20 protein-coding genes are annotated in these 24,613 nt (G+C 61.7%); 10 read left to right on the plus strand and 10 right to left on the minus strand.

Annotation, left to right across the window (positions count from 1 at the left end; translation table 11 throughout):
- Complete coding sequence (locus tag RLEG4DRAFT_RS25325; RefSeq protein WP_003581063.1) at window positions 1-456, minus strand: GatB/YqeY domain-containing protein; 456 nt, start codon at window positions 454-456, stop codon at window positions 1-3.
- A 270-nt stretch (window positions 457-726) separates the two neighbouring features.
- Here RLEG4DRAFT_RS25325 and carA point away from each other — a divergent pair, with 270 nt between their 5' ends.
- The gene (gene carA / locus RLEG4DRAFT_RS25330) at window positions 727-1,932 is read left to right on the plus strand and encodes a glutamine-hydrolyzing carbamoyl-phosphate synthase small subunit (RefSeq protein ID WP_037094793.1); all 1,206 of its coding nucleotides are present in this window, start codon (window positions 727-729) and stop codon (window positions 1,930-1,932) included.
- Window positions 1,933-2,049: 117 nt separating this feature from the next.
- The gene (locus RLEG4DRAFT_RS25335) at window positions 2,050-2,370 is read left to right on the plus strand and encodes an antibiotic biosynthesis monooxygenase family protein (protein WP_003581065.1); all 321 of its coding nucleotides are present in this window, start codon (window positions 2,050-2,052) and stop codon (window positions 2,368-2,370) included.
- Window positions 2,371-2,372: 2 nt separating this feature from the next.
- On the opposite strand, the gene RLEG4DRAFT_RS25340 is transcribed toward RLEG4DRAFT_RS25335, so the two are convergent.
- The 3 genes from RLEG4DRAFT_RS25340 to RLEG4DRAFT_RS25350 form a co-directional block, all read right to left on the minus strand.
- Complete coding sequence (locus RLEG4DRAFT_RS25340; protein ID WP_003581066.1) at window positions 2,373-3,776, minus strand: MATE family efflux transporter; 1,404 nt, start codon at window positions 3,774-3,776, stop codon at window positions 2,373-2,375.
- A gap of 142 nt (window positions 3,777-3,918) precedes the next feature.
- The gene (locus RLEG4DRAFT_RS25345) at window positions 3,919-5,163 is read right to left on the minus strand and encodes a TCR/Tet family MFS transporter (RefSeq protein ID WP_003581067.1); all 1,245 of its coding nucleotides are present in this window, start codon (window positions 5,161-5,163) and stop codon (window positions 3,919-3,921) included.
- Window positions 5,156-5,422, minus strand: a complete 267-nt coding sequence (locus tag RLEG4DRAFT_RS25350) for a hypothetical protein (RefSeq protein WP_125869658.1) — start codon at window positions 5,420-5,422, stop codon at window positions 5,156-5,158. The genes RLEG4DRAFT_RS25345 and RLEG4DRAFT_RS25350 overlap by 8 nt, the downstream gene beginning before the upstream one ends.
- 112 nt (window positions 5,423-5,534) lie before the next feature.
- On the opposite strand from RLEG4DRAFT_RS25350, the gene RLEG4DRAFT_RS25355 reads away from it, so the two are divergent.
- The gene (locus RLEG4DRAFT_RS25355; RefSeq protein ID WP_003581068.1) at window positions 5,535-6,530 is read left to right on the plus strand and encodes an aldo/keto reductase; all 996 of its coding nucleotides are present in this window, start codon (window positions 5,535-5,537) and stop codon (window positions 6,528-6,530) included.
- A gap of 187 nt (window positions 6,531-6,717) precedes the next feature.
- Here RLEG4DRAFT_RS25355 and ypfJ read toward each other — a convergent pair whose 3' ends face one another.
- Complete coding sequence (gene ypfJ, locus RLEG4DRAFT_RS25360; protein ID WP_003581071.1) at window positions 6,718-7,638, minus strand: KPN_02809 family neutral zinc metallopeptidase; 921 nt, start codon at window positions 7,636-7,638, stop codon at window positions 6,718-6,720.
- A 317-nt stretch (window positions 7,639-7,955) separates the two neighbouring features.
- Window positions 7,956-8,195: a hypothetical protein gene (locus tag RLEG4DRAFT_RS40390; protein ID WP_003581072.1), complete on the minus strand. Its 240-nt coding sequence runs from the start codon at window positions 8,193-8,195 to the stop codon at window positions 7,956-7,958.
- 449 nt (window positions 8,196-8,644) lie between these two features.
- Here RLEG4DRAFT_RS40390 and carB point away from each other — a divergent pair, with 449 nt between their 5' ends.
- Window positions 8,645-12,133, plus strand: a complete 3,489-nt coding sequence (gene carB / locus RLEG4DRAFT_RS25365; RefSeq protein WP_003581074.1) for a carbamoyl-phosphate synthase large subunit — start codon at window positions 8,645-8,647, stop codon at window positions 12,131-12,133.
- Window positions 12,134-12,213: 80 nt separating this feature from the next.
- Here carB and RLEG4DRAFT_RS25370 read toward each other — a convergent pair whose 3' ends face one another.
- Together RLEG4DRAFT_RS25370 and RLEG4DRAFT_RS25375 are read right to left on the minus strand one after the other, a co-directional pair.
- Window positions 12,214-13,665: a UdgX family uracil-DNA binding protein gene (locus tag RLEG4DRAFT_RS25370; RefSeq protein WP_003581076.1), complete on the minus strand. Its 1,452-nt coding sequence runs from the start codon at window positions 13,663-13,665 to the stop codon at window positions 12,214-12,216.
- Window positions 13,665-14,897, minus strand: coding sequence for a putative DNA modification/repair radical SAM protein (locus RLEG4DRAFT_RS25375; protein WP_003581078.1), 1,233 nt, complete (start codon window positions 14,895-14,897; stop codon window positions 13,665-13,667). The genes RLEG4DRAFT_RS25370 and RLEG4DRAFT_RS25375 overlap by 1 nt, the downstream gene beginning before the upstream one ends.
- A gap of 253 nt (window positions 14,898-15,150) precedes the next feature.
- On the opposite strand from RLEG4DRAFT_RS25375, the gene greA reads away from it, so the two are divergent.
- Both greA and RLEG4DRAFT_RS25385 read left to right on the plus strand, forming a co-directional pair.
- On the plus strand, window positions 15,151-15,627 hold the full coding sequence (gene greA / locus RLEG4DRAFT_RS25380) for a transcription elongation factor GreA (protein ID WP_003565408.1): 477 nt from the start codon (window positions 15,151-15,153) through the stop codon (window positions 15,625-15,627).
- A gap of 27 nt (window positions 15,628-15,654) precedes the next feature.
- Window positions 15,655-16,713 carry a glycosyltransferase family 4 protein gene (locus tag RLEG4DRAFT_RS25385; RefSeq protein ID WP_003581080.1) on the plus strand — a complete coding sequence of 353 codons (1,059 nt, stop codon included), beginning with the start codon at window positions 15,655-15,657 and terminating at the stop codon, window positions 16,711-16,713.
- A gap of 68 nt (window positions 16,714-16,781) precedes the next feature.
- Here RLEG4DRAFT_RS25385 and RLEG4DRAFT_RS25390 read toward each other — a convergent pair whose 3' ends face one another.
- On the minus strand, window positions 16,782-18,116 hold the full coding sequence (locus tag RLEG4DRAFT_RS25390; protein WP_003581081.1) for a dicarboxylate/amino acid:cation symporter: 1,335 nt from the start codon (window positions 18,114-18,116) through the stop codon (window positions 16,782-16,784).
- A 225-nt stretch (window positions 18,117-18,341) separates the two neighbouring features.
- On the opposite strand from RLEG4DRAFT_RS25390, the gene RLEG4DRAFT_RS25395 reads away from it, so the two are divergent.
- Both RLEG4DRAFT_RS25395 and RLEG4DRAFT_RS25400 read left to right on the plus strand, forming a co-directional pair.
- Window positions 18,342-20,213 (plus strand): sensor histidine kinase, encoded by a 1,872-nt coding sequence (locus tag RLEG4DRAFT_RS25395; protein WP_037094140.1) that lies wholly within the window; start codon window positions 18,342-18,344, stop codon window positions 20,211-20,213.
- A gap of 4 nt (window positions 20,214-20,217) precedes the next feature.
- Complete coding sequence (locus RLEG4DRAFT_RS25400) at window positions 20,218-21,564, plus strand: sigma-54-dependent transcriptional regulator (protein ID WP_003581085.1); 1,347 nt, start codon at window positions 20,218-20,220, stop codon at window positions 21,562-21,564.
- 5 nt (window positions 21,565-21,569) lie between these two features.
- On the opposite strand, the gene RLEG4DRAFT_RS25405 is transcribed toward RLEG4DRAFT_RS25400, so the two are convergent.
- Window positions 21,570-22,037: an Lrp/AsnC family transcriptional regulator gene (locus RLEG4DRAFT_RS25405; RefSeq protein WP_003581087.1), complete on the minus strand. Its 468-nt coding sequence runs from the start codon at window positions 22,035-22,037 to the stop codon at window positions 21,570-21,572.
- Window positions 22,038-22,268: 231 nt separating this feature from the next.
- On the opposite strand from RLEG4DRAFT_RS25405, the gene trxB reads away from it, so the two are divergent.
- Both trxB and RLEG4DRAFT_RS25415 read left to right on the plus strand, forming a co-directional pair.
- Window positions 22,269-23,243, plus strand: a complete 975-nt coding sequence (gene trxB / locus RLEG4DRAFT_RS25410) for a thioredoxin-disulfide reductase (RefSeq protein ID WP_003581088.1) — start codon at window positions 22,269-22,271, stop codon at window positions 23,241-23,243.
- Between the two features lie 22 nt (window positions 23,244-23,265).
- A complete protein-coding gene (locus tag RLEG4DRAFT_RS25415; RefSeq protein ID WP_003581089.1) occupies window positions 23,266-24,162 on the plus strand; it encodes a LysR family transcriptional regulator VtlR in 897 nt (298 codons plus the stop codon).
- Window positions 24,163-24,613: the final 451 nt, after the last annotated feature.

Raw genomic sequence — 24,613 nt, forward strand, 5'->3', positions numbered from 1 at the left:
TTATCCGTTCAGCAGTTCCTTGACGGTCGCCGACGCCTTGGCGAAATCCATCTGGCCGGCATAACGTTCTTTCAGCGCCGCCATGACCTTGCCCATGTCCTTGGCGCCGGCAGCACCGGTCTCGGCGATGATCGCCGACACATTGGAGCGCACTTCGCTGTCCGAAAGCTGCTTCGGCATGAAATCCTGGATGACGGTGATTTCGGCTCGCTCCTTGGCGGCAAGCTCCGGCCGGGAATTCTCTTCGTAGATCTTTGCCGATTCGTCGCGCTGCTTCACCATCTTGGCGAGGATCTGCAGAATCTCGTCGTCGCTCGCCTGCTCCTTGCCGGTGCCGCGATTGGCGATATCGCGATCCTTGACCGCGGCCTGAATCAGCCGGACGGTGGAAAGCCGCTCCGCATTCTTGGCCTTCATCGCCTCTTTCAGCTGGGTGGCGAGTTGATCGCGCAGCATGGTCTTCACTCCTGTTTTGATGCCGCTTCATAAACCACGCTGATACGGCGGATCAAATAAATTGCGCGGTCGCCACGATAAAGCGCAGGAAAATGGCGGCAATCTCGGCTAGAAAGATTGACGCTAAGCGATTGCGTGGCTATTTACCGCCACCTGCACCAAAATTCGTGATCAGGCCTGAAGCGCGCGGCATTGCCGTGTCCACACGCCTGCGAGATTAAATGGCGACGAGCGCGGCAACGCGCGTCGGCCGCCGGAAACGGGATGAAGATGACCGCGACAGCACCCTGGACAATCGAAAAGCCGACCGCCCTGCTCGTTCTTGCCGACGGCACGGTCATCGAAGGCAAGGGCATCGGCGCCACAGGCAAGGTCCAGGCCGAAGTGGTCTTCAACACGGCGCTGACTGGCTATGAAGAGATCATGACCGACCCTTCCTATCTCGGCCAGATCGTCACCTTCACCTTTCCGCATATCGGCAATATCGGCGCCAATGATGAAGACATCGAGGATCTGACGCCTGCCGCCCGCCACGGCGCCGTCGGCGTCATCTTCAAGGCCGACATCACCGAGCCTTCGAACTACCGCGCCGCCAAGCATCTCGACCAATGGCTGAAGGCGCGCGGCGTCATCGGTCTTTGCGGCATCGATACACGCGCGCTGACCGCCTGGATCCGCGAGAACGGTGCACCGAACGCGGTGATCGCCCACGATCCGAACGGCGTCTTCGATATCGAGGCGCTGAAGACCGAGGCCAGAGCCTGGAGCGGCCTCGAAGGTCTCGATCTTGCCAAGGTCGCTTCGTCGGGCCAGTCCTCGCAATGGACAGAGACGCCGTGGGTCTGGAACGAAGGTTACGGCCAACTCGGCTCGGCCGATGCCAAATACCACGTCGTCTGCCTCGATTACGGGGTCAAGCGCAACATCCTGCGGCTGTTTGCCGGCCTCGACTGCAAGGTGACCGTCGTGCCGGCGGCAACCAGCGCCGAAGACGTCCTCGCCATGCAGCCGGACGGCATCTTCCTGTCGAACGGCCCGGGCGATCCGGCGGCGACCGGCGAATATGCCGTGCCGGTGATCAAGACGCTGGTTAAGACCGATATCCCGGTCTTCGGCATCTGCCTCGGCCATCAGATGCTGGGTCTTGCCCTCGGCGCCAAGACCGAGAAGATGCATCAGGGCCATCACGGCGCCAACCATCCCGTCAAGGATCATACAACCGGCAAGGTCGAGATCGTCTCGATGAACCATGGCTTCGCGGTCGACTCTAAGTCGCTGCCCGATGGCGTTGAAGAGACTCATATTTCCCTTTTCGACGGCACCAATTGCGGCTTACGCGTGCTCGGCAAGCAGGTCTTCTCCGTCCAACACCATCCGGAAGCCTCTCCCGGCCCGCAGGACAGCCACTATCTCTTCCGCCGCTTCATCAACATGGTGCGCGAGAAGAAGGGCGAACCGGCGCTAGCAGAACGCTAATCGTAAGGATTCCGAAAAGGCCCCTTCAACCGGGCCTTTTTCTTGCTCCGCATATTGACCTCAACTTAACTTGAGGAACTACAAGACCTCCTGCAGATCTGACGCAGGAGAAAATGGATGAGCGGAGCCTTCTTTCGTGTCGACAAATTCGTCGTGCCGGCCGCGGCGCGTGAGGAATTTCTCGTCAAAGTGATGATGACCCACAAGCTGCTGGAGGCGCAGGAGGGGTTCATCGATCATAGGGTGCTGGAGCAGGTCGCCGGACCCGGCGAATTCAATTTCGTCACCATTGCCGAATGGGAAAATGCCGAGGTCGTCGAGCGCGTAAGGGCAGCCGTCGCGGCCGCCCACAAGGCTGCCAATTTCGATCCGCAGGAAATGTTTGCGCGTCTCGGCATTCGCGCCGATATGGCCAGCTACAAGCCTGTCGCCGCTTAGGCTCAGGCGCCGGCCATCGCCCCTTCCCGGCGAAGCAGACGATAGAACCGCCAGCAGAGCATGACGGCCGCCGCCGCCAGCCCGACGAGGAAGCCGAACCAGATGCCGATGCCGCCGAAGCCCAGCGGGAAGGCAAAGGCCCAGGCAAGGAAGAAGCCGATCGGCCAATAAGCAATCAACGCCATGATCATCGGCACGCGTGCATCCTTGAGGCCGCGGAGCAATCCGTTGGCGACCACCTGCAATCCGTCGACGAGCTGGAAAAGACCGGCAACGACGATCAGCGGCCCGGCATAGGCAAGCACCGCGGGCGCCTCCGGCGAGTTGACGTCGAGGAACCAGCTGCCAAGGAATTGCGGCATGGTGGCAAAGAGCACCGAGCCCACGGCGGAAATGGCGCAGGCAAGGATAAGCACCATGACCGAGGCGCGCACCAGCCCGCGGTAATCACCCTGACCATGGGCAACGCCGACGCGCACCGTCGCCGCCTGGCTGAGGCCGAGCGGGATCATGAAGGCGATCGAGGCCCATTGCAGGGCGATGCCGTGAGCGGCGAGTTCGATGGTGCCGATGTAGCCCATCAGCAGCGAGGCCACCGTGAACAGGCTGACCTCGGCAAGCACGGTGACGCTGATCGGAAAACCGAGCCGGAGGACCTCCAGCAGCGCATGCCAGTCAGGCTTCCAGAACCGCACGAAGATCTCGTAGCGCCGTGTCTCCTCGCGCCTCTGGACGAAGGCGAGGATGAAGAGAAAACCGGCCGTCTGCACAACGACAGAAACGATCGCGGCCCCCTCGAGCCCCATCGCCGGAAAGCCGAAATGGCCGAGCACCAGCGCATAGGCGAAGATCGCGTTCAACACCAGCGTGGCGATGGTGACGTTGAGGATGATGCCCGCCTTGCCGATGGCGCTAACCAGCGCGCGCATGACATTGAAAAGCAGCGCCGGCAGCACGCCGAACTGGCCGATCATGATATAGCCATGGGCGAGCTTGGCGACCTCCGGCTTCTGCTGCGCAAAGAGAAGGATCTGCTCGGAATTGAAGAAGGCGGGCTGCATGAGGACCCAATATGCGATCACCACCCAGAGACCCATGCGCAGCGCCCGGCGCACCGAGACGACGTCGCCGCGGCCATAGGCCTGCGCCACCATCGGAATGACGGCGATGGCAAAGCCCGAACCGAAGATCAGGATCGTGAACAGGAACTGGGCAGACAGCACCATCGCCGCCAGATGCTCGGCGCCGAGACGGCCGACGATCATCACGTCGGTGGTGTTGATGCCGAGCTGGGCGAGCTGCGCGCCGATCAGCGGAATGCCGAGCGCCAGCGTTGCACGGAAATGTGCGCCCCAACGATTATCGGTTGTCGGCGCAAGCCTGCGCGCGTCGATCGGCGTGTCCATGACACTAGTCCTGTGATTGAAATCGCGTCGCCGCAGTTCGCGGCAAAATATCATTCCGGGCTTAGATCAAAGCCCGGCGAAGCACTACCCCAAAACAGGCAGATGATGAAAAATTCATCATCACATCAGCATTCCTGATCGATCAACCCGCCGCTTCCAAAACCTCGGCCGGCTGACGGACCCGGACCCGTACGAGGAAGACACCGGCGGCCACCAGGATGAACAGAGCGGCGGTCAGATAGGGCGCGCCGGCAAAGGTGACCCGCGCCTCCGGCCGGGTGAAATAGCTGAACAACTGCGTGAAGATCAGCGGCCCGACGATGGTGGTGATGCTGCTGAGACTGGTCAGCGCGCCTTGCAGCTCGCCCTGCGCCGAAGGCGGCACCTTGCCGGCGGCGATGCTGCGCAACGGCGGATCGGCGACGTTTTCCATCACTGTCGCAACGATCACCACATAGACCACCCAGCCCTCCCAGGCGAAAGCATAGCCGGTCAGCCCAGCAGCCGAAAAACAGAGACCGAGAAGCGCTGTCTTCCATTCCCCGAGCAAAGGCACGACCCGCGGCAATACCAGTCCCATCACCAGCGCAGCGCCGATGCCGTAGATGCCGAGCGACAGGCCGATCTGTCCCTCGCTCCAGCCGTAGCGATAGGTCGAGACGAAGGACCAGACCGAGGGATAGACGGCATGGGCCAGGAAAAACAGGAACATGACGAGGCTGACCCAGCCGATGCCGGGATAATGACGCATCTGCCGCAACGCGCCGAGGGGATTGGCGCGCTTCCACTCGAACCGCCGCCGGTTCTTCGCCTCCAGGGTTTCCGGCAGCAGGAAGCAGGCGGCGATGAAATTGACGAGCGAGAGTGCCGCCGCGCCGAGGAACGGCACACGCGGGCCGAATTCGCCGAGTACGCCGCCGATGACGGGGCCGATGGTGAAGCCGACGCCGAAGGCAATGCCGATCAGCCCGAAATTCTTCGCCCGGTTCTCCTCGGTGCTGATATCGGCGATATAGGCCGAACAGGTGGCGAAGCTGCCGCCGCTGATGCCGGCCAGCACGCGGCCGACGAACAGCATCCAGGAGCTGGTGGCAATGCCGCAGATGAAATTGTCGATCGCAAAGGTCAGCACCGACAGCAGAAGGATCGGCCGGCGGCCGAAGCGATCCGACAGGTTTCCGAGCAGCGGCGCAAACAGGAATTGCATGCCGGCATAGACGAGCATCAGCCAGCCGCCGTCAATCGCCGCATCGCTGACGCCGCCGCCGGTCAACTGCTCCAGATAGGCGGGCAGCACCGGCATGATGATGGCGATGCCGATAATGTCGAGGAAGAGGATGATAAAGACCAGGAAAAGGCCGCGACGGACGAATTTAGGGTCAAGCATGAGGCATCTCTACAGCGGTTGGTTCTGAAAAGACGATCTCGTCGCCGAGAAAGTGACATAGCTCAGAAAAGAAACCGAAACAATCCGTGAACATTTCAAAGTTTTTGATGCTGCCGTACGGGAAATTTATGCACGACCTCAACCGAAGGGCGCGTTGCCGCTCAACCTTGAAAGAGATCGAGAGCCAGCGATCGCCATGCTGCGCGTCACCTTGCAATTGCCGCGACGGCATCCAGATCACTCGAGGAAGATCGCTCACTGTGCGTTTCCCCGCACAGCCTGTTCGATTCCGTCCGATTATCGGGGGGACGTGAAAGCGGTAGAACGACATCGACAGCGCCGCTCGATGCGCGCGGGCGAAGGAGAAGACAATGCAGACCTATCGTTTGGGAAAGACCGGACCAGATGTTTCGGCCATCGGCCTCGGCTGCATGGGCATGTCAGGCATGTACGGTCCTTCCGACCGCCAGGAGAGTATCGCAACCATCCATGCCGCGCTCGATGCCGGCGTCAATCTGCTCGATACCGGCGATTTCTACGGCATGGGCCATAACGAGATGCTGATCGGCGAGGCCTTGAAAGGCCGAAGGCGCGAGGATGCCATCATCAGTGTCAAGTTCGGCGGCTTGCGCGATCCTGTCGGCGGCTGGAACGGCATCGACGCTCGCCCGGTGGCGGTGAAGAATTTCCTCGCTTATACGCTGCAGCGCCTCGGCGTCGACTATATCGATATCTACCGCCCGGCCCGCCTCGATCCGAACGTGCCGATCGAGGACACCGTCGGCGCCATCGCCGACATGGTCAAGGCGGGTTATGTCAGGCACATCGGCCTGTCGGAAGTCGGCGCCGACACCATCCGCCGCGCCGCAGCCGTCGCCCCGATCGTCGACCTGCAGATCGAATATTCGCTGATTTCGCGCGGAATCGAAGAGAAGATCCTGCCGGCAACACGCGAACTCGGCATCTCGATCACCGCTTACGGCGTGCTGTCGCGCGGCCTGATCAGCGGCCACTGGCAAAAGGGTCAGGGTGCGACGGCCGGTGATTTCCGCCATTACAGCCCGCGCTTCCAGGAGGTCAATATCGATCAGAACCTCGCTCTGGTGGAAAAGCTGCGTGAGATCGCTCAGGCAAAAAGCGTCTCGGTCGCCCAGATCGCCATCGCCTGGGTCGCCGCCAAAGGCAAGGATATCGTCCCGATCATCGGCGCCCGCCGCCGCGACCGGCTGACCGAGGCGCTCGGCTCACGCGCGGTGGATCTATCGCCGGAAGATTTCGCCGCCATCGAACGCGCCGTGCCGAAGGATGCGGCCGCGGGTGGGCGTTATCCGGAACATATGCTGCAGCATATGGACAGTGAGAAGTGAGCGACCTGTCCCGCAATCCCAGTTGGAAAAATGAGAGGACGGCGCTGCCCCTCACCCTAACCCTCTCCCCGTAAACGGGGCGAGGGGACGTGCCATGCGAGACGTAGGCAAGGAACGGAGAGACTGCGGCATATTCCCTTCGCCCCGCAAGCGGGGAGAAGGTGCCGGCAGGCGGATGAGGGGCATTTCAAACCGGCCCCGAAAACGTATCGCAGGCCGACAGCTGTCCGCTGTCGAAGCCGCGCTTGAACCATCTGACGCGCTGCGCCGAGGTGCCGTGGTTGAAGCTCTCAGGGACCACGTAACCCTGCGACCGTTTCTGCAGCGTATCGTCGCCGATCTGCTGGGCGGCGTTCAGCGCCTCCTCAAGGTCACCGGACTCCAGCAAGCCCTTCTGCTGGGTAAATTTACCCCAGATGCCGGCGAAGCAATCGGCCTGCAGTTCGACGCGCACCGACATCTTGTTGGCCTCTTCCTCGCTCATGCGCTGGCGGGCCTGGTTGAATTTCGGCAGGATGCCGAGCAGGTTCTGCACATGATGCCCGACCTCGTGGGCGACGACATAGGCCTCGGCGAAATCGCCTGAGGCGCCGAACCGGTTGGAAAGCTCCTGGAAGAATTCGGTGTCGAGATAGAGCTTGTGGTCGCCAGGGCAGTAGAATGGCCCGGTAGCCGCCGATGCGGAGCCGCAGGCCGATGCCGTCGAGCCCGAAAACAGCACGAGGCGCGGCTCTTCATAAGTCCGGCCCTGCGCCTGGAAGATGCCCTGCCAGGTATCCTCGGTCTCGGCAAGCACCGTGCGCATGAAGGCGGTCATCTCGTCATTGGCCGGTGTGCGCGTGCCTTCGGACTGGCTCTGCTCGTAGCCGGGGCCACTCGTCATGCCGCCGCCTTCGAGCACCTGCAGCAGATCAACGCCCATCATCTTGAAGATGAAATAGATGACGACAAGGAAGATGATCGTACCGATGCTCAAGCCGCCGCCGGCGCGGCGAACGCCGCCGCCGGAAGGAAAGTTGAAACCGCCGCCGCGGCCGAAACCGCCGCCTGTGGGATCACCGCGGCGATCCTCGACATTGTCGGACTGACGCCGGCCTCTCCATTCCATCTTCGTTCTCCCCGGCAATGCCTGTGCTTGCACTTAAGGAATCTATATATCCGTCGACGGCCGGAATTCCAGCGACTTCATCGGACAATCGGACCCCTGCCTCGCGAGCACCATCGATCGCGGCGGCGCCTTTCACGGTGAAGCGACGCTCGATTTCGGCATGGTTGTGCGAGGTGTCGGACAGACCAGCGGTTCGATAGCACCAATACCGGCGGCGGAGGCCTTCGTCCCTTGCAGGCAGAATATCGCGACGTTCGCGACAGCAGGATTTGCGGTCCAGCCTGTCACCATGTCACCACCAATTGCGACCGCAGGATTCAGCGTAGCGGGCTGTGTTTTCCGAAGGCTTTGCTCACCGTCAACATGATGGCGTTTGCCGCCGATGCGAGTACGGAGGGTTTTCGAATGACCGGGGGCAGACCCATTCTCACTCGCTGTTGAGGCGCAAGCGACACGGTATCGACAAGGGTCCAGGCATCGCCGATAGCAACATCGACCAAGCCGAGATCTTCAGCCGCTTTGACTGCGTCATCTTCTGCAAGGCCGACACCGGTCACACGGCCTCCCTGTGCAGCGATCGCAGCCAAAAGCCTATCGATTTCCTTTGAATATAACACCTTGCGCCCCCCAGCACCTCACACCCAGCGCACCGACTATCAGCTTGTAAAGTGCGCGTAAATCGAGAGTAGCGTTGGTGGTAATAAGGACCCAAAAATGGTTTGCCGGGTAAAGACTAATACCCACCGCGCCGTCATCATCTGGCACCACGGCCGCCATCGCCAATCCGGCGCGTGGCGGCGAAATGCGGCTCCTGGTCGTAGCTGACGGAAAATAGCCTGCCGCGCTATGTTGGATTCCTGTCGATTCCGCGATTTATGGGGTTCCGTTTGCAAATACATTTGCCTATAAGCCGCTTCTAGCCTGAAAAGACCCAGCACGCGCGACCCGACCCGGTGATTTCCCCACCCTGGCCGGCTTTCTGCGCAGCCAGAAAACGGAAGCACCCATGCCGAAGCGCCAAGATATCAAATCGATCCTCATCATCGGCGCGGGACCGATCGTCATTGGCCAGGCTTGCGAGTTCGACTATTCAGGCACCCAGGCCTGCAAGGCGCTGAAGGAGGAAGGCTACCGCGTCATCCTCGTCAACTCCAACCCGGCAACGATCATGACCGATCCGGGCCTGGCCGACGCCACCTATGTCGAGCCGATCACCCCTGAGGTCGTCGCCAAGATCATCGCCAAGGAGCGCCCGGACGCGCTGCTGCCGACTATGGGCGGCCAGACGGCTTTGAATACCGCCCTCTCCCTGAAGCGCATGGGCGTGCTCGACCGCTACAATGTCGAGATGATCGGCGCCAAGCCGGCCGCCATCGACATGGCCGAGGACCGCGCCCTGTTTCGCGAGGCTATGGTCCGCATCGGGCTGGAAACGCCGCGCTCGATGCTGGCGAACGCCACCGACATCAAGGACCTCGACCGCAAGACGCACGAGGCCGAGCGCAACAAGCTGCGCGAAAGCCTCTCCGGATCCGACCTCGACAAGGCGCTGGACGAGCTGGAAAACCAGTGGAACCTCGGCGAGAGCGACCGCAAGCAGCGCTACATGAACCATGCCGTGGCGATCGCCGCCCAGGCGCTCGACCATGTCGGCCTGCCCGCCATCATCCGGCCCTCCTTCACACTCGGCGGCACCGGCGGCGGCATTGCCTACAACCGCTCGGAATTCTTCGAGATCGTCGGTGGCGGCCTCGACGCGTCTCCGACGACGGAAGTGCTGATCGAAGAATCGGTGCTCGGCTGGAAGGAGTATGAGATGGAGGTCGTCCGCGACAAGGCGGACAACTGCATCATCATCTGCTCGATCGAGAACATCGACCCGATGGGCGTCCATACCGGCGATTCGATCACTGTCGCTCCGGCGCTGACGCTGACCGACAAGGAATACCAGATCATGCGCAACGCCTCGATCGCGGTGCTGCGCGAGATCGGCGTCGAGACCGGCGGCTCGAACGTCCAGTTCGCCGTCAATCCGAAGGACGGCCGCCTCGTCGTCATCGAAATGAACCCGCGTGTGTCGCGCTCCTCTGCGCTGGCCTCCAAGGCCACCGGCTTCCCGATCGCCAAGATCGCCGCCAAGCTCGCTATCGGCTATACGCTCGACGAATTGGACAACGACATCACCGGCGGTGCGACACCGGCCTCCTTCGAACCGTCGATCGACTATGTCGTCACCAAGATCCCGCGTTTCGCTTTCGAGAAATTCCCCGGCGCTTCGCCGGTGCTGACCACAGCGATGAAATCCGTCGGCGAAGTCATGGCGATCGGCCGCACCTTCGCCGAATCGCTGCAGAAGGCGCTGCGCGGCCTCGAAACCGGCCTGACCGGCCTCGACGAGATCGAGATCCCCGACTCCGAGGAAGGCGAATCCAGCCACAACGCCATTCGCGCTGCCATCGGCACGCCGACGCCGGACCGCCTGCGCATGGTCGCCCAGGCGCTGCGCATGGGTCTTAGCATCGAAGAGGTGCATGAGGGCTGCAAGATCGATCCTTGGTTCATCGCCGAGCTCAAGAACATCGTCGACACCGAAGCCCGTATCCGCGAGCACGGCCTGCCTGAGGATGCCGCCAACCTGCGCATGCTGAAGGCCATGGGCTTTTCAGACGCGCGCCTGGCGACGCTAACCCGCAAGCGCCCCAAGCAAGTCGCCGAATTCCGCAACAGCCTGAACGTCCGCCCCGTCTTCAAGCGGATCGATACCTGTGCTGCCGAATTCGCCTCGCCGACCGCCTACATGTATTCGACCTATGAGACGCCCTTCGTCGGCGCCGCCCGCTCCGAGGCTGAAGTGTCCGACCGCAAGAAGGTCGTCATCCTCGGCGGCGGCCCGAACCGCATCGGCCAGGGCATCGAGTTCGATTATTGCTGCTGCCATGCCGCCTTCGCGCTGAAGGATGCCGGTTATGAAGCGATCATGATCAACTGCAACCCGGAAACCGTATCGACCGACTACGACACCTCCGACCGCCTCTATTTCGAACCGCTGACGGCTGAAGACGTGATCGAGATCCTGCGCGCCGAGCAGGAAAAGGGCGAAGTCGTCGGCGTCATCGTCCAGTTTGGCGGCCAGACGCCGCTGAAGCTTGCCGAGGCGCTTGAGAAGAACGGTATCCCGATCCTCGGCACCGCGCCTGACATGATCGACCTTGCCGAAGATCGCGACCGCTTCCAGAAACTCCTGATGAAGCTCGATCTCAACCAGCCGAACAATGGCATTGCCTATTCGGTCGAGCAGGCCCGCCTGGTCGCCGCCGAAATCGGCTTCCCGCTGGTCGTGCGCCCCTCCTACGTGCTCGGCGGCCGCGCCATGCAAATCCTGCATTCGGAAGGCCAGCTGCAGACCTACCTGCTCGACACGGTTCCGGAACTGGTGCCCGAGGATATCAAGCAGCGCTATCCCAATGACAAGACCGGCCAGATCAACACCCTGCTCGGCAAGAACCCGCTGCTGTTCGATAGCTACCTCTCTCAAGCCATCGAAGTCGACGTCGACTGCCTCTCTGATGGTACCGACGTCTATGTCGCCGGCATCATGGAGCATATCGAGGAAGCCGGAATCCACTCCGGCGACAGCGCCTGCTCGCTGCCGCCGCGCTCGCTGCCGGTCGAACTGCTCGACGAGCTGGAACGCCAGGCAAAGGCCATGGCCAAGGCGCTCAATGTCGGCGGCCTGATGAACGTCCAGTTCGCCATCAAGGACGGCACCGTCTACGTTCTCGAAGTCAATCCGCGCGCCTCGCGCACCGTGCCCTTCGTCGCCAAGACCATCGGCGCGCCGATCGCCAAAATCGCCGCCCGGGTGATGGCCGGCGAGAAGCTCGATGCGACCTTCGCCGCCTATGGTGAAAAGCCAGATCCGCGCCGGTTGAAGCACATCGCCGTCAAGGAAGCCGTCTTCCCCTTCGCCCGCTTCCCCGGCGTCGACACGCTGCTCGGCCCGGAAATGCGCTCGACCGGCGAAGTCATCGGCCTCGACACCGATTTTGCGCTGGCCTTCGCCAAGTCGCAGCTCGGCGCCGGCGTCGAGCTGCCGCGTGACGGCACGGTGTTCGTCTCGGTGCGCGACGAGGACAAGCCGCGTGTGCTGCCGGCGATCCGCATTCTCGTCGAACAGGGCTTCAAGGTGCTGGCAACCGGCGGCACCGCTCGCTTCCTCGCCGAAAACGGCATCACCGCCACCAAGATCAACAAGGTGCTCGAAGGCCGTCCGCACATCGAGGACGCAATCCGCAACCGCCAGGTCCAGCTCGTCATCAACACCACCGACGGCAACAAGGCGATCTCGGATTCGAAGTCGTTGCGACGCGCGACGCTGATGCAGAAAGTGCCCTATTACACCACCATGGCAGGCGCCGAAGCTGCCGCCCAGGCGATCAAGGCGCTGAAGGCCGGCAACCTCGAAGTCCGGCCGCTGCAGAGCTATTTCGCCTGAGATAGCCCATAGACTGTGCCATCGCTCGATGAGCGGTGGCGCATCTCGTTTGTCTGGAAGGCCGAAGTCCCGGAATCAAACTATCCGATCGCTGCCATAAGCCGCTGTATTTTCAGCATATCCTGACGAAATCGCGCCAATTCCTCCGCCTTCAATCGCTCGTCGGGAAGACGCAGCAGGTAGGACGGATGCACCGTCACGAACAGCGTCCGCCCGCCTTCGATCGCCATCGCCTCGCCCCTGATATCCTGGAGCCGATGCTTCGCGTCGGTCAGCGCCGCAAGCGCCGTTGCCCCCATGGCCACGATCAGCTTCGGTTTGACCAGTTCCATCTCCAGATTGAGCCACCAGCGGCAATGTTTCACCTCGCCCATATTGGGCCTCTGGTGGATACGCCGCTTGCCGCGCGGCTCATATTTGAAATGCTTGACGGCATTGGTGACGTAGAGCCTCGAGCGGTCGATGCCCGCTTCCCCGATCACCTGATCGAGCAGCCGGCCGGCCGGACCGACGAAGGGACGCCCTGCAATATCCTCCTGGTCGCCCGGCTGCTCGCCGACGAACATCACCTCCGCATCGGGCGGCCCCTCGCCGAAGACGGTTTGCGTCGCCTTCTCATAAAGCGGGCAGCGGGTGCAGACGGCAGCTTCGGCGCGCAACGCTTCCAGCGTGCCGGCCGGCGCTTCGGGTTCGGCAGGCACGCTGCGCGCCGCCTCCTGCAGCCGCTCGTGAAAGGGCATCGCTTGCGTCGACTCGCGCGCTGCCATCGCTCGCACCTTGCTCTCCGCCGATGCGATCAGGCCGGGAATGAGATCGGCCTCCGGCAGGTTCTTCCAGTATTTTTTCGGCATCTCCGCCTGCATCGCCTTCAGCTTCAGGCGCGCCGGGTTGAAGATGCTGGCGTAATAGGTGCGCCAGAGTTCATCAGTGACATCGGTGAGATTGGGCTTCTCGCACGGCTCATCGCTCATCGTCAGCCGCTCGCCATCCCAGGCGGCCGACCCCTTGGGCGTGACGATCAGCCAGTCCATATCGGTGAAGCGCCGCTGGAAGAAGGGCGCCATGCGCCTGACGATATGGTGGTCCGGCTCGAACCAGGCGATGAATTTTCGACGGTCTGCTGTGACTGCACCAACCTCCTTGAAGCGGACGAAGGCCGTCATCTTGTGCGCGTCGCGTCGGACATTTTTCGCCATCAGCCGGGCACGGGCGACATCCTCGTCGGAAGCCACTTCGAGCAGTTGCCGGTCCAGCTGCAGCCGCCAGAGCAGGCGGTAAAGCAGCGAAAATCGTGCCGGGTCGGTATGGCAGAGAACCGTCTCAGCCAGTTCGATGAAAGCGGGCGGCACCGTCATCGGCCTGCGTGTCACCGGCGCCGGCGGCATGGCGTCGCGTTGGAATGAAAGATCGGCCTCTGCGCTTTTTTCGCGCCAGTCGATCTCATCGGGCAAGATGCCGGCGGCCGCGAAGGCGCGCGCGGCATCACGCCACTCGGCAAGCTCGCCCCGCCCTGCAAGCACGACCCGGCGCATCACAGCAACGACAATTGTTCGGGTTGCGGTTCGAACATGGAGCGGAGATCCGGCCGGTCAATCAGCCGGCGCGGCGACCAGCCTTCCGCCGCGATGAAGGATTGGACTTTCCTGATCGAAACGCCGAGCCGCGAGAGGTCGTCGAGCCGCAAGCGGCGAAACCGGCGCGCCGAAACGATCGCCTTGACCGTCTTGGTGCCGAGACCGGGCACCCGCAGCAACCGTTCACGCTCGGCCTTGTTGATATCGACGGGAAATTCGGCCCGGTTGGCAAGCGCCCAGGCAAGTTTGGGATCGAGATTCAGATCGAGCATGCCGTCCGTCTGGTTGGCGGTGATCTCGTCAATGCCGAAACCGTAGAAGCGATAGAGCCAGTCGGCCTGATAAAGCCGGTGTTCCCTGATCAGCGGCGGCTTGATCAGCGGCAGGTTTTTCGACGAATCCGGGATCGGGCTGAAGGCGGAATAATAGACGCGCTTCAGGCCATAGCTGCTGTAAAGCCGGCCGCTGGTGGCAAGGATCGTCGCGTCGTTGGCGCCGTCGGCGCCGACGATCATCTGCGTGCTCTGGCCGGCCGGCACGAAACGCTGACGCGTCTTCGTGCGCAGCGTCGGTTCGCCGGCGGCCTCGATCTTCAGCCTCAGATCGCCCATCGACCGGCGGATATTGGCAGGCTTCTTTTCCGGTGCGAAACGGCTGATTCCACTATCCGTCGGCAGCTCGATATTGATCGACAGCCTGTCGGCATAGAGCCCCGCCTCCTCGATCAGCCGCGGCGACGCCTCGGGGATCGACTTCAGATGGATATAACCGCGGAAATTATGCGTGACGCGCAATTCGCGGACGATACGCACCATCTCTTCCATCGTGTAGTCGGGCGAACGAATGATGCCCGAGGACAGGAACAGGCCTTCAATATAGTTGCGGCGGTAGAATTCCAGCGTCAGCCAGATCACCTCCTCGGGCGTGAAGCGCGCCCGTTCCACATTGCTCGACGAGCGATTGATGCAATAGGCGCAGTCGTAGATGCAGAAGTTGGTCAGCAAGATTTTGAGAAGCGAAATGCACCGCCCATCCGGCGCATAGGCATGACAGATGCCGGACCCCTCGGTCGAACCCAGTCCGCCGCTGGCTCCAGAATCGCGTTTCACCGTGCCGCTGGAAGCGCAGGACGCATCATATTTGGCGGCGTCGGAAAGGATGGCCAAGCGTTCTGTTAGCGACTTCTTCATTAGTATGTTCACTATATGTTCTAATGCATAAAGTCAATCCCGACCATCCGGCCTTGGCCGGGTTTTTGCGACGGATGACCGGCTGTCGCGGCCACCTGCTTTTTCGTCTATGCGAATTTTCTGGAAATCGGCCTTGGCGATCTGCTATAAGCACTTAACTAGGATTGTGGCACGGTTCCGAAGCACCCTTCGGGACCTGTTTTCTTTTGTGTTCGCGCCTACCGCGTGGATACAAGGAGTGAAGGACAGAAAAATGGTTGAAAAGGTACCAATGACACCGGGTGGTTTCGTCAAGCTGCAGGAAGAACTGCGCTGGCGTCAGCAGGAGGAGCGCCCTCGAATCATCGAGGCGATCGCCGAAGCCCGTGCCCATGGCGACCTTTCCGAAAACGCCGAATACCACGCCGCCAAGGAAGCCCAGAGCCACAATGAAGGCCGCATCAGCGAGCTGGAAGACCTGACGGCGCGCGCCGAGGTCATCGACCTCACCAAGATGTCCGGCGACAAGATCAAGTTCGGCGCCAAGGTGAAGCTCGTCGACGAGGATACCGAGGAAGAAAAGACCTACCAGATCGTCGGCGACCAGGAAGCCGACGTCAAGGCCGGCCGTATCTCCATCTCCTCGCCGATCGCCCGTGCGCTGATCGGCAAGGAAGTCGGCGATTCCATCGAGGTCAATGCACCGGGTGGTTCGAAGGCTTACGAGATCCTCCAGGTTAGCTGGGGCTGATCGCCCGCCAGACACGAGATCCATCCCTTGCCGGACATAAGTGACGTCGAGATCATCGCGCCCAATTTCAAGCGCCGGCTCTCCGGCGTCACGTCGACCATCGTCCAGCTCATTCCGTGCCAGACCCGTCTTGGTTTCAGGATAGCAACGCTCGGTCCCGGCCTGCCCGAAGGCCTGCCGAAACTGCGATGGTCGCAACTTCCAGGTCTCTGGCGCCCGCCGGCGCGCCGGCGCCGGCGCGTCTGGCACGCCCGCCGCAACAATGAGATGGCCTTCGGCCTTTTGCTGCGCGACGTGCTGCGCATGCCGCTGAAGCTGCTCTTCACCTCAGCTGCCCAACGCCGCCACACTTCCTATACGAAATGGCTGATCCGCCGCATGGATGCGGTGATCGCAACCAGCGACCGGTCCGGCTCGTTTCTCGAGGTGCCGCACACGGTCATCCAGCACGGCGTCGATCTTGCCCTCTTCCATCCGCCGGAAACGGCCGAAGACGGCATAGCCGCCACCGGCCTGCCCGGCGGCTATCTCGTCGGCTGTTTCGGCCGCGTGCGTCATCAGAAGGGCACCGATCTTTTCGTCAAGGCGATGATCGAACTCTTGCCGCAGCACCCCGAATGGACGGCCGTCGTTTCCGGCCGGGTGACGGCGGAACACACGGCCTTCGGCGACAAGCTCAAGGCCGATGTCGCCGCCGCCGGCCTCAGCGACCGTATCGTCTTCCTCGGCGAAGTGCCCGATATCAAGGTCTGGTATCGCCGCTTGACGCTTTATGTCGCCCCTTCCCGCAACGAGGGCTTCGGCCTGACGCCGCTCGAAGCCATGGCCTCGCGGACCGCGGTGGTGGCATCGGACGCCGGCGCCTATGCCGAGCTCATCGCCGAAGGCGAGACCGGCGCGGTGGTCGCCGCCGGCGATGGCGAGGCGCTGACGCGTGCAATCGCTCCTTATATCGCTGATCCCGCGCTGGCGATTGCGCATGGCGAGAATGCGTTGAAGCATGTCAGGACGAATTTTGCGCTTGAGAAGGAAGCAACCGCGATCGGCGCCGTCTACACCAGGCTTCTTAGCGACAATCGCGGCTGACGCGGAAAAGAGAAGCGGCCCGTTTGGTAACGAGCCGCCGCAAGATTTCAATGATATGATCCAGCCGATTACTCCGCCGGCTGAAGCCCGGCAGCCGGAGCGCCGTCGATGGTCTGGCCGCCCAGCGCTGCGGCGAGTTGCGTGGTATCCAGCTCGTTTTCCCAGCGTGCCACGACGATCGTCGCCACCGCATTGCCGACGAGGTTGGTCAGTGCCCGGCATTCCGACATGAAGCGGTCGATGCCGAGGATGAGCGCCATGCCGGCGACCGGCACGGAGGGCACGACGGAGAGCGTTGCGGCCAGCGTGATGAAGCCAGCGCCGGTGATACCAGCGGCACCCTTGGAGCTCAGCATCGCCACCAGCAGCAGCAGGATCTGGTCACCCCAGGAGAGATTGATGCCGGTTGCCTGGGCAATGAACAGTGCTGCCAGCGTCATGTAGATATTGGTGCCGTCGAGATTGAAGGAATAGCCTGTGGGGATGACGAGGCCGACGACCGAGCGCTTGCAGCCGGCCTTTTCCATCTTGTTCATCAGGCCGGGAAGTGCGGCCTCGGAAGACGAAGTGCCGAGAACCAGCAGCAGCTCTTCCTTGATGTAGCGCAGCAGCGCCAGGATCGAGAAGCCGTTATAGCGGGCGACGGCGCCGAGAACGACGAGCACGAAGAGCAGCGAGGTGAGGTAGAAAGTGCCGATCAGCATGGCGAGATTGGCGATCGATCCGATGCCGTACTTGCCGATGGTGAAGGCCATGGCGCCGAAGGCGCCGATCGGGGCGGCCTTCATCAGGATGGCGACGAGCTTGAAGACCGGAGCCGTCAGCGCATTGAGGAAATTGACGACCTGCTCGCCCTTTTCGCCGACCATGGCAAGCGCGATGCCGAACAGCACCGAGAAGAACAGCACCTGCAGAATGTCGCCATCGGCAAAGGCGCCGACAATCGTCGTCGGGATGATGTTGGTGAGGAAACCGACGATGCTCTGCTCATGCGCCTTCGAAGCATAGGTGGCAACGGCAGTGGGATCCAGCGAGGCCGGATCGATATTCATGCCGGCGCCGGGCTGGACGACATTGGCGACGATCATGCCGATGACCAGCGCCAGCGTCGAGAAGGTCAGGAAGTACAACATCGCTTTGCCGGCGACGCGGCCGACCTTCTTCAGGTCGCTCATGCCGGCAATGCCGGTCGCCACTGTCAGAAAGATGACCGGGGCGATGACCATCTTGACGAGCTTGATAAAGGCATCGCCGAGCGGCTTCAACTGCGCGCCGAGTTCGGGATAGAAGTGGCCGAGCAGGATACCGGCGGCGATCGCCGCGAGAACCTGAACGTAGAGATGGGCATAAAAAGGCGTCTTGCCCTTGCTGTCTGCGACTGCATCAAATGGTGCTGCGATCATGATGTCCTCCTTAAGGCTCGTCCGGAACGATCTCCGGCCTCCCGAGCCGTTCGCTTGAATCCAACAGCTCAGCCGTTGTTGCCATCTCCTTCGCAATCGTCGTGCCAGTTTCGAATTATCGCATTAAGCATTTGATTTGATGGTATAAAAATTTTCACTAGTTACCCGCAGCCCGTGGAGCAATGCGGAAATCCGCACAAATTTATTTGCATCCCGTGCAGAAAAATGCACAAATCCCCCATGTCCCTGTCCCTGCCATCGCTGTGGCCTTCCCTGCCCCTGCGGCACCGCATCCGCCGGATGTGGTGGGCCTATGCGGTGATCGCGCTTCTTGCCGTCGTCGCAAGCCTGTGGGCCAGCGGCGAGGTCGGCCGCTACCAGGCCGAGGCTGCCCTCGAAGAACAGGCTCGCACGGATGCGAGGCTGAATGCGGCCTTGTTGCGCACGGTTCTCGAAAAATACCGGGCGCTTCCCTTCGTGCTGTCGCAAGACGCTGCACTCGCCGCGGCGTTAGCGGGAAACGATGCCGGCACGTTCGAGCAGCTCAGCCGGAAACTCGAAGTCCTGGCGGCGGGCACGAAGGCGGCCGTCATCTATGTCATCGATAAGAACGGCATGGCGGTTGCGGCCAGCAACTGGCGCGAACCGACGAGCTTCGTCGGCAACGACTATCGTTTCCGAGAGTATTTTCAGGGCGCGGTCTCGCAAGGACAGGCCGAGCACTTCGCGCTCGGCACCGTCAGCAAGAAACCCGGCCTCTATATCTCGGAGCGGATCACCGGCAGCAGCGGGCTGCTCGGCGTCGTCGTGGTCAAGGTGGAGTTCGACGACGTCGAGGCGGATTGGAATGCGACGGACGCCCCCTCCTATGTCCTCGACGACCGCGGCATCGTCCTCATCACCAGCATTCCTTCCTGGCGGTTCATGACGATTGGCCGGATCGCCGAGGACCAGCTGACGGCGATCCGCGAAAGCCTGCAATTCGGCGATGCGCCGCTTCAGCCGCTGCCGCTCGATACCGTCCGAAGTCTCGGCGACAGACTTGACGTCGTCGAGATCGTCATGCCGGGCGGCGCCGGCAAAACCAGCTTTCTCGATGTCGGAATGCCGGTTCCGGCGACGGCATGGCATTTGCAGCATCTGGTGGCGCTGGGGCCATCCATCGATGCGGGCATTCGCCAGGCCCGGATGCTGGCACTGCTCATGCTCTTGCCGCTGCTCTCAGGTGCAGCCTTCCTGTTGCGCCGCCGCCAGGCGGTCACCCTCAAGATTTTCAGAGAACAGCAAGCACGGGAGGAACTGGAACAGCGGGTGGCCGAGCGGACGCTGGATCTCAGCCAGGCGCGCGACCGGTTGCAGGCGGAAATTACCGGCCACAGGAGCACGGAGCAGAAACTGCAGGCGGTGCAGCAGGATCTGGTGCAGGCCAACCGGCTGGCAATTCTCGGCCAGGTGGCTGCAGGCGTCGCCCATGAGATCAACCAGCCGGTGGCAACCATCCGCGCCTATGCGGATAACGCCCGCACCTTCCTCGATCGCGGCCAGACGGCGCCGGCCGGTGAAAATCTCGAAAACATTGCTGCGCTGACGGAGCGCATCGGTTCGATCACCGAGGAGCTGAAGAGTTTTGCCCGCAAGGGCCGCGGCAGCGCCGAACCGACAGGATTAAAGGACGTCATCGAAGGTGCGGTAATGCTGTTGCGCAGCCGGTTTGCCGGCCGCATGGATACGCTCGACATCGCCCTGCCGCCGGCCGAACTGCAGGTCATGGGAAACCGCATCCGTCTTGAACAGGTGCTGATCAACCTGCTTCAGAATGCACTCGAAGCAGTCGCGCCGAAGGCCGATGAGGCGCGCGTCGAAGTCAGGACATCGGCCGATGCGGAGATCGTGACACTGACGGTCGCCGACAACGGTCCCGGCATTTCACCTGAAATCCGCAAGGGCCTGTTCACGCCGTTCAACACCTCGAAGGAAAGCGGCCTCGGCCTGGGGCTGGTCATCTCCAAGGATATCGTCGGCGATTATGGCGGCCGCATGGAGGTTGACAGCGACGGCAGCGGGACCCGGTTCGTCGTTCATCTGAGGAAGGCTTGAGATCATGGCCACACCGATGCCCGTTGCGCTGATCGACGACGACAGAGATTTGCGCCGCGCCACTGCCCAGACGCTCGAACTCGCCGGATTTTCCGTTTCGGCCTATGACGGGGCGAAAGCTGCTCTGGCAGACTTGCCCGCGGATTTTGCCGGTCCCGTTGTCACCGATATCCGCATGCCAGAGATCGACGGGCTGCAGCTTTTCGCCACGCTCAAGGGCATGGATGCCGACCTTCCGGTGATCCTGATGACCGGCCACGGCGATATTCCGATGGCGGTTCAGGCGATCCAGGACGGCGCCTATGATTTCATCGCCAAACCCTTCGCGGCTGACCGGCTCGTCCAGAGCGTGCGTCGCGCCAGCGAGAAGCGGCAGCTCATCCTGGAAAACCGCATGCTGCGCAAGGCTGCCGAAGATGCACAGGAGAATTCGCCGCTGATCGGCCAGACCCCGGTCATGGAAAACTTGAGAAAGATCCTTCGCCACATCGCCGATACCGATGTCGACGTGCTTGTCGCCGGCGAAACCGGCAGCGGCAAGGAAGTGGTCGCCCAGATCCTCCATCAATGGAGTCACCGCCGGAAGGGCAACTTCGTGGCGCTCAATTGCGGGGCGCTACCCGAAACCGTCATCGAAAGCGAGCTGTTCGGCCACGAGGCCGGCGCCTTTACCGGCGCCCAGAAGCGCCGCACCGGCCGCATCGAACATGCAAGCGGCGGCACGCTTTTCCTCGACGAGATCGAGAGCATGCCCGTCGCCACCCAGGTCAAGATGCTGCGCGTGCTGGAAATGCGCGAAATCACCCCGCTCGGCACCAATGAGGTACGCCCGATCGATCTTCGCGTCGTTGCAGCCGCCAAGATCGACCTCGGCGATCCCGACCTGCGCGGCGATTTTCGTGAGGATCTTTATTACCGGCTGAATGTGGTGACGATCTCCATTCCGCCGCTTCGGGAGCGCCGCGAGGATATTCCGCTGCTGTTTTCCCACTTCGCCGCCCGCGCCGCCGAGCGCTTCCGCCGCGATGTGCCTGAGCTTTCGCCCGAAGTGCGCCGCCACTTTGCCTCGCATGCATGGCCGGGCAATGTCCGCGAACTCTCCCATTATGCCGAACGCGTGGTGCTGGGCGTCGAAGGCGGCGGAGCGGCACCAATCCCCACCCAGCCGACGGGCGGCACGTTGCCCGAACGGCTGGAACGTCACGAGGCGGAGATCATCCGCGACGCTCTCACGGCCAATGACGGCGACGTGCGCCGCACGATCGAGGCGCTCGGCATTCCGAGAAAGACCTTTTACGACAAACTCCAGCGCCACGGCATCAACCGTGGCGGCTATATCCAGCGCAAGTAAGTGGCTTAAACTTCCACCAATCCGAGCTTCTTCACCTGGCGGATCGTCAGCATGGTGCGCACGGTATCGACATGTTCGTTCGCCGTCAGCACCTCGATGACGAAATCCTGGAAGTGGGTGAGATTTTCGGCCACGCAATGCAGCAGGAAATCGCTGTCGCCCGAGACCATCCAGGCTTGGCGCACCAGCGGCCACTCGGTGGTGGCGGCGGCGAAGGCCTTGAGATTGCCTTCCGACTGATGCTTGAGGCCGACCATGCAGAAGGCGACGAGGTCGAAGCCGAGCCTCGGGCTGTTCAGCATCGCGTGGTAACCCTCGATGATGCCGGCTTCCTCGAGCTTGCGCACCCGGCGCAGACAGGGCGGCGCCGAGATGCCGACCCGATCGGCAAGCTCCACATTGGTCATGCGGCCGTCGGCCTGCAGCTCCCGGAGGATCTTTATGTCGATGACGTCGAGTTCGGCGCGACCCACATCATTGCCTTTCTTTAATTCTCCGCGGGGAGCTTCTATATAAAGCGGCGCAATACGCAAGAATGTTTCACGCCGATGACGGATTCTTGCACATCCGGGCGATTTGCCTTGTTGGTAACGCAAGGCTGCCCTTGAATAAAAGCATTGGACGTTCATAAATGGCGCGTGGACCGCGAAACGGCGCAATCGCCACTGCGCCGCCGCCCTCCTGCCCAGTCGAAAGGAAATGACATGCCCGCCCGCCACACAAAGGTGCTCATCATCGGTTCCGGACCCGCAGGCTATACCGCCGCGGTCTATGCCGCGCGCGCCATGCTGAAGCCGGTTCTGATCGCCGGTCTCGAACAGGGCGGCCAGCTGATGATTACCACCGATGTCGAAAATTATCCGGGCTTTGCCGATCCGATCCAGGGTCCCTGGCTGATGGAACAGATGTTGCAGCAGGCAAAAAATGTCGGCGCCGAGATCGTCAACGACCTCGTGACCGAAGTCGATATGAACCAGCGTCCCTTCGTCGCCCGCACCGACAGCGGCCAGGTCTGGACCGCTGATACGCTGATCATCGCCACCGGCGCCAAGGCCAAATGGCTCGGCATCGAGAGCGAGCAGCATTTCCAGGGTTTTGGCGTTTCGGCTTGCGCCACCTGCGACGGGTTCTTCTATCGCAACAAGGATGTGATCGTGGTCGGCGGCGGCAACAGCGCCGTCGAGGAAGCTCTCTATCTCTCCAACATCGCCAAGTCGGTCACATTGGTGCATCGCCGCGATTTCTTCCGGGCTGAAAAGATCCTGCAGGAACGCCTGTTCGCCAAGGAAAACGTCAAGGTGCTGTGGAACAGCGAAATTGCCGAAATCACCGGAACGCCGGCCAAGCCGCCGATGCCACAATCCGTGACTGGCGCGCGCCTGCGCGACGTCAGAACCGGGGCGATCACCGAGATGCCGATCGACGGCGTCTTCGTCGCCATCGGCCATGCGCCGGCCACCGAACTGTTCAAGGACAAACTGAAGCTGAAGGACAATGGCTATCTCTGGACGGCGCCGGATTCGACCGCGACCAGCCTGGAGGGCGTCTATGCCGCCGGCGACGTGACCGACGATACGTTCCGCCAGGCGATCACCGCTGCTGGCCTGGGGTGCATGGCAGCGCTTGAAGCCGAGCGATATCTGACGGGTCACATGCCTGTCGCCGTGGCCGCGGAGTAAGATCGGCATGAGGGGTGGGGGAATGCCATTGGATTGGGACAAGCTGCGTATTTTTCACGCAGCTGCCGAGGCGGGTTCGTTCACGCATGCGGCGGATAAACTGCATCTGTCCCAATCCGCCATCAGCCGCCAGGTCAGCGCGCTGGAGCAGGATGTCGGCACCAAGCTGTTTCACCGCCATGCGCGCGGCCTGATCCTGACGGAACAGGGCGAGCTGCTTTACCGCACCGCCCATGACGTGCTGCTGAAGCTCGAAACCGTGAAGATGCAGCTGACGGAAACGACGGAAACGCCGTCCGGCAAGCTGCGTGTCACCACCACGGTCGGCCTCGGCCAGGGCTGGCTGACCGACAAGATCCAGGAATTCCTGCAGCTTTATCCCGATGTGCAGATCCAGCTCATCCTCGACAACGAGGAAGTGGATGTGAACATGCGCCATGCCGATTGCGCAATCCGCCTACGCCAGCCGCAGCAATCAGACCTGATCCAGCGCAAGCTCTTCACCGTGCACATGCACGTCTATGCCGCCCCCTCCTATATCAACCGCCATGGCGAGCCGCAGAAGATCGAGGATCTCGACAATCACCGCATCATCACCTTCGGCGAGCCAGCGCCGAGTTATCTGCTCGACGTCAACTGGCTTGAGGTCGCTGGCCGCTCGTCCGACAATAAGCGCATCCCGCATCTGCAGATCAACAGCCAGACCTCGATCAAGCGCGCCGCCCTGCTCGGAATCGGTGTCGCCTGCCTGCCGGATTACATCGTCGGCCGCGATCCAGGCCTGATTCAGCTGGCGATCAATGCCGACGTCCCCTCTTTCGACACCTATTTTTGCTATCCGGACGAGATCAAGAACGCCGCCAAGCTGAAAGCTTTTCGGGATTTCATCGTCAGCAAGGCGAGAAACTGGAATTTTTAAGCCAGTTTTATGGAATGTTTTCCATACTATGCGATGGGCGCATGACTGGCATGCACAAATGAGGGTTGCCGTTTGCCCATTAAACCACCATATCGCACATAGCTGATGCACATGGTGGCTTTTCCTCCCAGTTCCACCGCATTAGCTGTTCCCCTCTGGAGGTTTTTGACCTTCACACTTATAAGGGCCCTGGTTTTCCAGTGGCCCTCTTTTTTTGCCTTGCCTCCTCGGGGAATGCTGCATCGCAAAAAAATTGTGCGACGCATAGCAGGCATGCACAAAAAAGCATTGAAACCTGCCTAAGGAAGCACCATATCTCTCTCAGCTGATGCATCTTGTGGTTTCTCTCCCAGTACCACCGCATTAGCTGTTCCCCTCTGGAGGTTTATTGACCTTCACAATTAAAAGGGCCCTGGTTTTCCGGTGGCCCTCTTTTTTTGCCCAAAATTTG

The sequence above is a fragment of the Rhizobium leguminosarum bv. trifolii WSM2297 genome, from assembly GCF_000271845.1.